At 47.3% G+C, this 10,478-nt stretch carries 14 protein-coding genes and 2 pseudogenes; 12 read left to right on the forward strand and 4 right to left on the reverse strand.

All coding sequences use genetic code 11. From position 1 onward, the window contains the following. The 8 genes and pseudogenes from VFW36_RS04070 to lsrK all read left to right on the forward strand — a co-directional run. Positions 1-364 (forward strand): annotated as a pseudogene (locus VFW36_RS04070) (peptide ABC transporter substrate-binding protein); the annotation flags it as partial. Next, positions 364-1,008 carry an HAD family hydrolase gene (locus VFW36_RS04075; RefSeq protein ID WP_329657535.1) on the forward strand — a complete coding sequence of 215 codons (645 nt, stop codon included), beginning with the start codon at positions 364-366 and terminating at the stop codon, positions 1,006-1,008. The pseudogene VFW36_RS04070 and the gene VFW36_RS04075, both read left to right, overlap by 1 nt. Before the next feature lie 122 nt (positions 1,009-1,130). After that, positions 1,131-1,688 carry a pyruvate flavodoxin oxidoreductase subunit gamma gene (locus tag VFW36_RS04080; RefSeq protein WP_329657536.1) on the forward strand — a complete coding sequence of 186 codons (558 nt, stop codon included), beginning with the start codon at positions 1,131-1,133 and terminating at the stop codon, positions 1,686-1,688. A gap of 10 nt (positions 1,689-1,698) precedes the next feature. Next, entirely contained in the window at positions 1,699-2,112 is a 414-nt protein-coding gene (locus VFW36_RS04085; protein ID WP_329657547.1) for a 4Fe-4S dicluster-binding protein, read from the forward strand. Then, entirely contained in the window at positions 2,112-3,335 is a 1,224-nt protein-coding gene (locus VFW36_RS04090) for a 2-oxoacid:ferredoxin oxidoreductase subunit alpha (protein WP_329657537.1), read from the forward strand. The genes VFW36_RS04085 and VFW36_RS04090 overlap by 1 nt, the downstream gene beginning before the upstream one ends. 9 nt (positions 3,336-3,344) lie before the next feature. Beyond that, positions 3,345-4,301, forward strand: coding sequence for a thiamine pyrophosphate-dependent enzyme (locus VFW36_RS04095; RefSeq protein WP_329657538.1), 957 nt, complete (start codon positions 3,345-3,347; stop codon positions 4,299-4,301). A 96-nt stretch (positions 4,302-4,397) separates the two neighbouring features. After that, positions 4,398-4,601 (forward strand): hypothetical protein, encoded by a 204-nt coding sequence (locus tag VFW36_RS04100; protein ID WP_329657539.1) that lies wholly within the window; start codon positions 4,398-4,400, stop codon positions 4,599-4,601. Next, positions 4,598-6,130 (forward strand): autoinducer-2 kinase, encoded by a 1,533-nt coding sequence (gene lsrK, locus VFW36_RS04105; RefSeq protein WP_329657540.1) that lies wholly within the window; start codon positions 4,598-4,600, stop codon positions 6,128-6,130. The genes VFW36_RS04100 and lsrK overlap by 4 nt, the downstream gene beginning before the upstream one ends. On the opposite strand, the gene VFW36_RS04110 is transcribed toward lsrK, so the two are convergent. Next, positions 6,127-6,432 (reverse strand): putative quinol monooxygenase, encoded by a 306-nt coding sequence (locus VFW36_RS04110; protein WP_294915921.1) that lies wholly within the window; start codon positions 6,430-6,432, stop codon positions 6,127-6,129. The genes lsrK and VFW36_RS04110 overlap by 4 nt on opposite strands. A gap of 103 nt (positions 6,433-6,535) precedes the next feature. After that, complete coding sequence (locus VFW36_RS04115; protein ID WP_329657541.1) at positions 6,536-7,708, reverse strand: class II aldolase/adducin family protein; 1,173 nt, start codon at positions 7,706-7,708, stop codon at positions 6,536-6,538. A 96-nt stretch (positions 7,709-7,804) separates the two neighbouring features. On the opposite strand from VFW36_RS04115, the gene luxS reads away from it, so the two are divergent. Genes luxS through VFW36_RS04135 form a run of 4 tightly spaced genes read left to right on the forward strand, consistent with a single transcriptional unit; the run spans position 7,805 to position 9,838 of the window. Beyond that, positions 7,805-8,311, forward strand: coding sequence for an S-ribosylhomocysteine lyase (gene luxS / locus VFW36_RS04120; protein ID WP_329657542.1), 507 nt, complete (start codon positions 7,805-7,807; stop codon positions 8,309-8,311). Beyond that, positions 8,311-8,613, forward strand: a complete 303-nt coding sequence (locus VFW36_RS04125) for a hypothetical protein (protein WP_329657543.1) — start codon at positions 8,311-8,313, stop codon at positions 8,611-8,613. The genes luxS and VFW36_RS04125 overlap by 1 nt, the downstream gene beginning before the upstream one ends. A 47-nt stretch (positions 8,614-8,660) precedes the next feature. Then, positions 8,661-9,095, forward strand: coding sequence for a hypothetical protein (locus VFW36_RS04130; protein WP_329657544.1), 435 nt, complete (start codon positions 8,661-8,663; stop codon positions 9,093-9,095). Continuing rightward, complete coding sequence (locus VFW36_RS04135) at positions 9,092-9,838, forward strand: tRNA (5-methylaminomethyl-2-thiouridine)(34)-methyltransferase MnmD (RefSeq protein WP_329657545.1); 747 nt, start codon at positions 9,092-9,094, stop codon at positions 9,836-9,838. Before VFW36_RS04130 ends, VFW36_RS04135 begins: the two co-directional genes overlap by 4 nt. On the opposite strand, the gene VFW36_RS04140 is transcribed toward VFW36_RS04135, so the two are convergent. Then, entirely contained in the window at positions 9,813-10,124 is a 312-nt protein-coding gene (locus tag VFW36_RS04140; RefSeq protein WP_329657546.1) for a hypothetical protein, read from the reverse strand. The genes VFW36_RS04135 and VFW36_RS04140 overlap by 26 nt on opposite strands. A gap of 2 nt (positions 10,125-10,126) precedes the next feature. Then, positions 10,127-10,478, reverse strand: a pseudogene (locus VFW36_RS04145) (riboflavin synthase); the annotation flags it as partial.

Genomic DNA, 10,478 nt, shown 5'->3' on the forward strand with positions numbered 1-10,478 from the left:
GGCATTTTTAAACACGGTGGTATCTCCGCGCAAATTCGATACCGTATTGCTGGGGTGGTCGTTGTCTCTAACCCCCGATCCGTACGCCCTTTGGCACAGTGATAGCGATGTGGCGGGGGGATTTAATCTAGTCGGATACCATTCGCAGCGTACCGATAAACTGATCGAGGAGATGGAACGCTCTACCGATCCCGAAAAAATAGCCGCATTGCAGCGTCAAATTTTTGCTCAAATTGCGGGAGATAATCCGTATCTCTTTTTGGTTATCCCTAACGAGATCAATGTCTATAACCGTCGGGTTAAAGGGATCAAGCCGACGATCAATGGCATTTGGGAAGATTACATCGATTGGGAGAAACAATAGTGAAGCCTATTATTTTGTTTGATTTGGACGGAACCCTTATAGATTCAACGGAGGCTATTTTAGAGAGTTTTCACCACTCGCTTCGTGCCCATGGGGCTAAAATATCGGTGAGCGATACGATGATAACCTCGCAAATCGGGCATACGTTGGAGACGATGTTTGAGGGGGTAGGCGTAGAATCACACGCTGTTGCGTCGCATGTGGCGACCTATAAACTCTACTATCGTGAAATTTCGCGTCAAAAAACGATCCTATTACCGAATGCTATTGAGGCGGTTCGTGAAGCGGCATCGTTCGCCCGTTTGGGGATCGTAACGACCAAAACGGGGCTCTATTCGCGTGAACTGATGGAACACTTCGGGATGATGGGGTATTTTGAGGTGTTGATAGGGAGTGAGCACGTTACGCATCACAAGCCTCACCCCGAGCCGATTTTAACAGCATTGGAACAAATGGGCGGAGCTATTTCATCGGTATGGATGATCGGCGATACGCGTCTTGATGTCGAGTCATCGAAACGGGCTGGGATAGAGTGTGTCGCTGTGACCAGCGGGTATGATAAAGAAGAACAATTGCTAACATTAACGGATATTATAAAACCCACGGCGCTGGAAGCGGTTAAATTTATCGCTCAGAGGGGCTGAAAGTAACATTTTAGCTTTGGATTGTTGAGTCTAAAATAGTGAAAAGCTACATTTAAGAGCAACTTTCATAGAATACACGTATTGATAAAATTCAACTTAAACTTAAGTCAGAGGGAGAATTCATGCTAGAGATTCGATGGCATAGTCGAGCCGGACAAGGTGCTGTAACCGGTGCAAAAGGTCTTGCTGACGTTGTATCAACCACCGGTAAGCATGTACAGGCATTTGCATTTTACGGTTCCGCAAAGCGCGGAGCGGCAATGACAGCGTATAATCGCGTCGACGATAAAGTGGTTATGAACCACGAGAAATTTATGAGTCCTGACTATGTTTTAGTTATTGACCCGGCATTGGTATATGTTGCTGATATTACGGCAAACGAAAAAGATAATACTATTTATATCGTTACAACCCACATGAGTACGGAAGAGCTAATCGCTTCTCAGCCGAAACTTGCAGGGAAAAAAGTTTACACCGTAGACTGTATTAAAATAGCCCAAGAAACGATCGGTAAAGCGATCCCGAATACGCCGATGCTCGGTGCATTGATGAAAATATCGGGTATGTATGACATTGAGTTTTTCAAAGAGAGTATGATTAAAGTTCTTAAAAAACTTCCTCAAAAAATTATCGATGCCAACATGATCGCGATTCAACGCGCGTATGATGAAGTGAAATAAGGAGCACATGATGGAAAAAAAAGGATGGGATGAGTTCGAAATCGGTGCCATGCTCCGTACGTTTGAGGGAGCTGTAAGCGATATTGCAACGACACTTCCTGAAAACCGCCCTTACTCACAATCAAGCTCATTTACGGCAAGTGTAGCTGACTGGCGTATTGAAAAGCCGTTATTCAACAAAGACTACTGCATTGACTGTCAGTTTTGTTGGGTTTACTGCCCCGATTTGTCGATTATTTCACGCGACAAAAAAATGGTCGGAATCGATTTTGACCACTGTAAAGGGTGCGGAATTTGTGTTCAAGTATGTCCGACAAATCCGAAATCTCTTTTGATGTTCCCGGAACAAAAAGATGAAGAAGCGGCACTCGCAGAGTGGCCAAAAAAAGAGAAAAAAGCTGATGCTGAAGTGAAGGAAGACTAATGGCTGATACAATCGAACTACGCGATATCGAGGTATGGGACGGGAATATGGCGGCAAGCAATGCACTTCGCCAAGTGCAAGTGGATGTTGTTGCGGCATATCCGATTACCCCATCGACCCCTATCGTAGAAAATTACGCAGGGTTTAAAGCAAACGGTTATGTTGACGGCGAATTCGTTATGACCGAATCTGAACACGGTGCAATGTCATGTTGTATCGGTGCGGCTGCCGCAGGCGGACGTGTTGCAACGGCTACCAGTTCACAAGGGTTTGCGTTGATGTTGGAGACATTGTACTCAGCATCAGGTATGCGCTTACCGATCGTTTTGAATCTTGTAAACCGTGCTATCGGTGCACCGCTCAACGTTAACGGAGACCACTCCGATATGTATATGGGGCGTGACAGCGGTTGGATCCAATTGGGTGCATACTGCCCGCAAGAGGCATACGATTTGAACTTTATCGCTTTCAGAGTCTCTGAAGACCATGAAGTCCGTTTGCCGGCAATCGTCAACCAAGACGGATTTATGACCTCACACACCGCACAAGGGGTACACACCCTGAGCGATGAAGTGGCATTTAACTTTGTCGGCGAATATAAACCGATGAACGATATGCTCGATTTGGATCATCCGGTAACTCACGGGGTTCAAACGGAAGAAGATTGGCATTTCGAACACAAAGCGCGTCAACAACACGCACTTATGACAGCCGTATTGCCGAAAATCCAAGCGGCGTTTGATGATTTTGAAAAACTCAGCGGTCGCAAATACAACCTTGTTGAGTGTTACAATATGGACGATGCGGAAGTAGCGGTTGTCTGTATGGGTACATCGGTTGAAACGGCGCGTGAAGTGGCAGAAGAGATGCGCTCTCAACATGGAATTAAAGCGGGTGTCGTCGGTATCCGTGTTTTCCGTCCGTGGCCACTAGAGCAAATCGCAGCGGCATTGAAAGATGTCAAAGCGATCGCGGCATTGGATCGTTCAAGCCCGCACGGTGCGATGGGTGCATTGTTCAATGAACTATCAGGTTCATTGTTTAATACCGATGCTAAAGCGGTATTGACCAACTACATCTACGGATTGGGTGGACGTGACTTGACCAAAGCCCATTTAGTGAGTATCTTTACGGATCTTAAAGCCAATGCGGATGCGGCAAAACCGACAACTCCATTGCAACAGTACATCGGTCTTCGTGGACCGAAACTCTCTTTTTTCTAAGGAGCCCCTATGTCAGAAATGAAAAAAATTAAAAACCTCAAAGAGTTCTCCACATCGGCAGACCGTTTTGAAGGGGCTAATCTTCTTTGTCCGGGCTGTGCCCACTCGATTATCGTTCGTGAAGTCTTGAACGCAACGAATGACGATTTGATCCTTGCAGCATCAACAGGCTGTTTGGAAGTATGTACGGCGGTTTATCCGTATACTTCATGGGATGCTTCATGGATTCACATCGGATTTGAAAACGGTTCTTCTGCGGTAGCGGGAGCTGAGGCGATGTACAAAGCGCTTAAAACCAAAGGGCGTTTGAAACAACCGGATCGTACCCCTAAATTCGTCGCATTCGGCGGAGACGGTGCAACATACGACATAGGATTCCAATGGATTTCAGGATGTTTTGAACGCGGACACAACATGATGTACGTTTGTTTGGATAACGAAGTCTATGCAAACACCGGTGGACAACGCTCTTCTTCAACACCGATCGGTGCATCGGCAACAACGACTCCTGCGGGACGTATCAGCTACGGTGAGAAGAAAAATAAAAAAGATATGATGGCGATTATGGCGGCACACGGTGCTCCATACGTAGCACAAGTCGCTCCGAACAAATGGAAAGACATGGTCGCTAAAATCCAAAAAGGGTTTGCCGCAGAGGGCCCTGTTTATATCAATGCGATGTCAGCATGTACCACTGAGTGGAAATTTGCCCCTGAAGATACGATTCATATCTCTGATTTGGCAACCGATTCATTGGTTTTCCCATTGTATGAGATTATCGACGGAACACAGCTTAACATTACGTATCGTCCGAAAAATATTGTTCCGGTACGTGATTATCTCGGTGCTCAAGGGCGTTTCAAACACCTTTTCACCAAGCAAAATGAGTACCTTATCGATGAGTGGCAAAAACGTATCGACGCAAAATGGGATTATCTCCAACGTCGCGAAGAGGCAAGTGTCTAACGACACCCCTCTCCCCCCTCTTTTCTCTCCTATCACTTTTTATTTTATGGAACTCTCTTTGCTTTATCCTAGTACTTAAAACTATTGGATAATCTTATGTACAGAATGACCTATAACCATTTAAACAATTCAGGATGTTCCGCACGCGGCATCGCAAAGCGCGAAAGCAAAGAAGAGCTTCTAAAACTTGCCGAAGAACTCAAAGAGACGATTTGTAATGTCGAAATTCGCCCAATCGAAGGGACGATCGAAAAACGTCTCCCGATGGAACTCTTCTTAAATATGAAAGAGTTGCGTTGAACCGTTATTTTCTCGTCATCGATGCGGGGACGGGGAGTATCCGATCCATCATCTTTGATACCCTCGGAAACCAAGTAGCTATTGCCCAATACGAGTGGGAACATATCGCCGAAGCGGGCGTTGCTGGGTCGATGGGATTCGATTTTGTGCGTGGATGGGAACTTGCCAAAAGGTGTATCCGCGAATCGATCTCAACTGCAAATATCAGTGCTTTAGAGATTGCGGCGGTATCGGCATCGAGTATGCGTGAGGGGATCGTTGTCTATGACAGTGAAAAAAGAGAAATTTGGGGCGTAGCCAATGTCGATGGACGCTCAGGCGAGGAAGTCTCCTATCTCAAAAAAACATTTCCCTCATTGGAATCAGAGAGTTACGCGATCAGCGGGCAAACCTTTGCCCTCTCTGCCGCACCGCGTCTGCTATGGCTGAAAAACAATCGTCCATCTCTTTATGAAAAAGCCCGCTATTTTACGATGATCAGCGACTGGATACTGTTCAAACTCAGCGGTGAGTTAGCCTCTGAACCATCCAACGCGGGGACGGCGGGAGCATTTAGCCTCCAACGTCGAGATTGGAATAAACAAGAATTTGTACAATGTGGACTCAAAGATATGTTTGTCCCGATACGAGAGAGTGGAGAGGATTTGGGTCATATCAGCGCAGAAGCTTCACGTGAGACGGGATTAAGTAGGGAAACCCTCGTCGTTATGGGTGGCGGTGACGTGCAGATCGGTACGGCAGGTCTGGGAGCATCTTCACTCGGTGATGCGGTGGTACTCGGCGGGAGCTTTTGGCAACAAGTCGTTAATATCCCAAGTACTGCTGTACTTTCAAATGAGATGCTGTTACGGGTCAATCCGCACGTCGTACGCGGTATGTCTCAGGCGGAGGGGATCACCTTTTTTACGGGGCTGGTGATGCGGTGGTTTCGCAATACCTTTGGGTGCGGGAAAAGTTATGCAGAGCTTGAAGCAATGGCTTCACATGTTCCTCTTGGCTCGTACGGCATAACCCCGATATTCAGTGATCGGATGAACTACGGCGAGTGGATACACGCCTCTCCGTCTTTTATCGGACTGGGGCTGGATGAGTCCAAATACAACGTCGCATCGATGTTTCGATCTCTCGAAGAGAACGCGTGCATCGTCAGTGCGATCAATCTGGAAAACATCAAAAGCTTTAGCGGCGTATCGCCAAGCTCCATTACGTTTGCGAGCGGGGCGGCTAACGGAACATTATGGTCGCAGATATTGGCCGATGTCACGGGAATAGAAGTGCGTGTTCCGATCGTTAAAGAGGCGACAGCACTGGGTGTAGCGATGGCATGCGGGATCGGTGCAGGGGTCTATAAAAGTTTTGAAGAGGCGGGGAGAAATATCGTCAAAATCGAGCGGACGTATGAGCCGAACATGGTCAATCACGCGCAGTATGGTGAGATTAAAGAGAAGTGGCTCAAAGTCTACTCTAAACATATGGAATTAGTCCGTGAGGGGACATTGGAGCCGATGTGGAAGGCGCCCGGAATTTAGAAACCGTAAGCTTTCTCGTCGAGAAGGTCTAACTCTTCCGTATATTTATCATCCACAAACGGTTCATAATGCGATTTGTAGTACGCGTAGTGCTCCGTGTGTTTGTGCCCCTCTAACGACTCCTCATCTGCCCACGACTCAACGGCGAAGAATTTACGCGGATTGTTTTGGGATTGGAAGATGTAGTAAAACAGACATCCCGGCTCTTTCAGCGATGGGGCAACCATATCTTCTAAAAGTTTTTTGACCGTTGCGATATGCTCTTCTTTGGCGATAAAGGTCACTTTCTTCGTAATTTTCATTTTTTTCCTTATTTTTGATTTTCTGTCATCCTGAACTTGATTCAGGATCTAAGATTGCGGATCTAACCTAAAGGGCACGTGAAGTCCGCAATGACGATGTGGTTTATTTCTTCAATTTAGCTTGCTCTAATTCCCAGTATTCCATTTCGAACATCTGAGCGAGTGTGAGCGAACCCCATCCCCCGAGCTGTTCGGCAGAGAGGATCGCGGTAATCGTGTGCTTGACGATCTCGCCGATGATGCGGGATTCTTTTTCATCTTTTCCCAGTACGACGATTCCGAGCCCTTTGATCACCGCGTAGCGGGGGGCGAGATCAAGACAGATATGCTCACTCGAGGCATTGGCATCGAAATAGCTTTTATACTCTTTTGCGAATTGAGCGATCCCCTCAGCACTATCGTTAGCGATGATGGCAGGGAACGGTTTGATACGGATCACGTGCTCGGGAGTCAAACCGCCGCGTTTAACGAGCGATTCGAGGTTGGGGAGGATGCTAAAGAGCTGAGCGCGGGGCGAGTCGATCAACAAAGGAAAGAGATCGCATCCTCGAAGTTTTGCTACTTCGATTCCCACCGCTTCTGCGATAGATTTATCCCCTTTACCCTCGCAGTCTCCGCAGGCGAGGGTGACGTGCTCGGCAAGATATGCTTCGGCAACGGTGACGATCTCAATCATCTTCTCATAGGCACGCTGTGCATTATCATCAAACGTGAAAACGCCGTGGTGCATCAAAACCATCCCGCTAAGGTTTTCCCAATCGATGTTACGGGTAATCTCATAGATATGTTTTGCCAGTTCAAATCCGGGCATCACGTAATCGATAATGAGCATACTTTCGCCGTAAAGGTTTTGAATCAACGCTTTACCGTTAGGGGTATTGGTGAGGGTGACGACGGCATCGGCATGGGTGTGATCGACGAATGTATAGGGGATGATAGCGTGGAGGATCGCTTCGATCGAGGGGTTTGGGAAGCTTTGATCGCTCATTGCGGCACGCTGTTCAGCAACCATTTGGGTGTCACTTAGGCTTTCTCGTGTCGCCATCTCTAAAAGCACATCGAGATTTACGGGAGAAAATCCCCCTTTTTCGATGGTATCGAGATTCCAGCCGCTCCCCTTGACGTAGAGGGTGTTGTCGATTTTCACCGAGGTGTTTCCGCCGCCGTGGAGAACGAGTTCTTTGCTTTGACCCAAGAGTTGAGAGGTATAGACTCTCATCCCCAGCGGGTCGTTTTCATACTGGGTGGCTATCTGAAGCTCAAAGAGGCTTGTCATAATGTTAGATCCTTCTATTAGTGGTCAAATTATAGCGATGAGGGGATAAAATATGCTAATATTGCTCCCATTAAATATAAAGAATCAAGGATTTTCATGCCGTTACTCGACAGTTTTTGCGTAGATCACACCATTATGCCCGCTCCCGCCGTTCGCCGTGCAAAAGGGATGAAAACACCCAAAGGGGATGACATTACTGTTTTCGATTTACGTTTTGTAAAACCGAATGAAAAAACACTCTCTCCTGAGGGGATTCATACGTTGGAGCATCTGTTTGCAGGGTTTATGCGCGATCATCTCAACTCAGAGAGTACAGAGATCATCGACATCTCTCCGATGGGATGCCGTACGGGTTTTTACATGTCTGTGATCGGAACACCGAGCGAAGAGGTCGTTGCCGAAGCATGGGAAGCGTCAATGAAAGATATTCTCGAAGTTAAAAGTCAAAACGACATCCCTGAACTCAACGTCTATCAATGCGGAACGTACAAAATGCACTCTCTGGAGGATGCCAAAGCGATTGCGACCGAAGTGCTCCGCCGTGACATCGACATCATGGATAACGAAGCGTTAGCGCTTGATTTGACGAAGGTAGAGAAATAATGCTCCTTTTGTTGCCGATGGACGGTGACAATACCCAGGAATCTGAGCTCACGGGAATACTAACCGCAACACATTGGGCAACCGTCGAGGTCGAAGAGGGGCGGGTTGTAGAGATCAATTTCTACACCGACCGCAGTGAAATCGAGGGGTGGCTCGATGCGGTTATCGTCACCAACAACTATGAACCTGTAATGGAGTTCATCGACAATCAGATGATGGTGTTGGTCGCGCACACTCAGCGCACGGTAGACGACATCGTTGAAGCCTATTTGTTTAGAGAACTGCACGATTTATCCGTATGATCTCTTTTTGTGATCTGTTTCAAACTTCGCCTCAGATGAAGATTCTGGTGGCAACTTCTCATGCTGACGGATTGATCGATGAGGTTTGCACCCATTTAGAACCTTTTAACGCAACGCTCGATCTCTCCCTCTATCCGGGGGAACATTCTCAATACCTATCTCCGATCATTTCTAAAGTCGATACGATCAAAGATTTTAACTCCCCCATCCGCTCGGCTACTCGCGATTATGAGACGATCATTCTTCAGGACATTTTGCATTTGCATTCCCTTCCGCTGAAACTGTTACAGCTCGTCTATCGATCGCTCGAAAACTCTGCTGAGGTTATCATTGTCCAAAAATGTGGGGCGATGGAGACATCGGAGGTGGAGGCTTTGTTGGAAAAATCGGAATTTCGTGCAGCAAATACGATTCGTGATTTGATAGAGGGGTGTGATGTGATAGTGGCGAAAAAAATGCACATGTGGGGTAATGGACTATGAAAAAATGGGTACAAAGTGAAGACGGCAGTTATACGGCGTACAGCAGTGAGTATGATGAACACTATCATTCGACCAAAGACGGTGCTCTCAATGAATCGCTCAAAAAACACATCGAACCCGCTTTTGCCCTGCACCGTGAGAAAGATCACCTCCGCATCATCGACATCTGTTTTGGATTGGGATTTAATACCCTCCTGAGCCTTTATTATCGCGACACTTATTACCCCGATACGACCCTCGAAATTTATTCCCCTGAACTTGATGGTGATCTCGTTGCCTCCCTCGTTGATTTCCCCTATCCCGACATCTTTGAATCGTACCGAAATATCATCACCGATATTGCAACCCTCGGCGGCTATGAGGATGAGCGGACGGTGATTACCGTCGATATTATGGATGCGCGTGTTGCGATGAGAGAGTTGGAGGGGGAATGGGATGTGTGCTATCAGGATGCATTTAGTCCGCAAACGAATCCGATCCTCTGGACACAAGAGTATTTTGGCGATGTGGCGCGGCTGATGGGAGAGGAGGGGATCGTTACAACCTACTCGACGGCGCTCTCCACTCGGTTGGCGCTTTATGAAAACGGTTTTAATGTTTATCTCAATACGGGCGAGGGGTACCGGAATGCGACGATTGCATCGCGGCGTACTTTAGAGGGATATGAGAAAGTTGATATGGCGCACAAAATCGCTTGTAATCCGAATGCTCAAAGCCTTAAAGACGAAAATCTGGCTCTTTGAGGCGATAGTGTGCGATGAGGTGGCGGAGGCGATTTTCATTAAAACGCCAAAAGTGTTTCGGATCAAACTCGCGGTGTTCACACATCAGTTGAAATAGTGACTCTTCATCGAGATTCGGGTGGGCACTGTTACACTCGACCATAATCCGCTCCAAGAGTTCGACCGATTCGGGAGTCGTGTCATCATCGGCAAGCCGTTTTGTCGGGAAAAAATAGTAGAGCTTCCACACAGAGAGCCCAAGCCCCGCAATAAACGCCCCCATCATAATCCATTGAATCGTTTTCATGGTTAGTACAACGCGCTGATATGGTCAATATCATTCCAGCTGAGATCTTTTTTAGCCGATGAGGTGAGAATATGGCGCATATAGCGGGCGAATACATCGGTTTCGATGTTGACCCGCGTCCCTTTTTTATAAGTGCCAAATAGCGTTTCGCGCATGGTGATCGGGATGATGGTGAGGCGGAAAGCACCTCCCATCACTTCGTTTACGGTGAGGCTGATCCCATCAATCGTGATAGAACCTTTGGGTGGGATGAGAGGGATAAATTCACTATCCACATCGACGATCACGTCGTAGCTGTTGCCGTTGTCGGTGATGGAGCGGATCACACCGATGGTATCGATATGCCCTTGGACG

The organism is Sulfuricurvum sp. (assembly GCF_036279695.1).
Taxonomy (GTDB): Bacteria; Campylobacterota; Campylobacteria; order Campylobacterales; family Sulfurimonadaceae; genus Sulfuricurvum.

Bases quoted from the DNA above. Each gene is read 5' to 3' on its own strand.
- VFW36_RS04080 (WP_329657536.1), top strand. From the start codon at position 1,131: ATGCTAGAGATTCGATGGCATAGTCGAGCCGGACAAGGTGCTGTAACC.
- VFW36_RS04085 (WP_329657547.1), top strand. From the start codon at position 1,699: ATGGAAAAAAAAGGATGGGATGAGTTCGAAATCGGTGCCATGCTCCGT.
- VFW36_RS04090 (WP_329657537.1), top strand. From the start codon at position 2,112: ATGGCTGATACAATCGAACTACGCGATATCGAGGTATGGGACGGGAAT.
- VFW36_RS04095 (WP_329657538.1), top strand. From the start codon at position 3,345: ATGTCAGAAATGAAAAAAATTAAAAACCTCAAAGAGTTCTCCACATCG.
- VFW36_RS04100 (WP_329657539.1), top strand. From the start codon at position 4,398: ATGTACAGAATGACCTATAACCATTTAAACAATTCAGGATGTTCCGCA.
- VFW36_RS04110 (WP_294915921.1), bottom strand. From the start codon at position 6,432: ATGAAAATTACGAAGAAAGTGACCTTTATCGCCAAAGAAGAGCATATC.
- VFW36_RS04115 (WP_329657541.1), bottom strand. From the start codon at position 7,708: ATGACAAGCCTCTTTGAGCTTCAGATAGCCACCCAGTATGAAAACGAC.
- luxS (WP_329657542.1), top strand. From the start codon at position 7,805: ATGCCGTTACTCGACAGTTTTTGCGTAGATCACACCATTATGCCCGCT.
- VFW36_RS04125 (WP_329657543.1), top strand. From the start codon at position 8,311: ATGCTCCTTTTGTTGCCGATGGACGGTGACAATACCCAGGAATCTGAG.
- VFW36_RS04135 (WP_329657545.1), top strand. From the start codon at position 9,092: ATGAAAAAATGGGTACAAAGTGAAGACGGCAGTTATACGGCGTACAGC.
- VFW36_RS04140 (WP_329657546.1), bottom strand. From the start codon at position 10,124: ATGAAAACGATTCAATGGATTATGATGGGGGCGTTTATTGCGGGGCTT.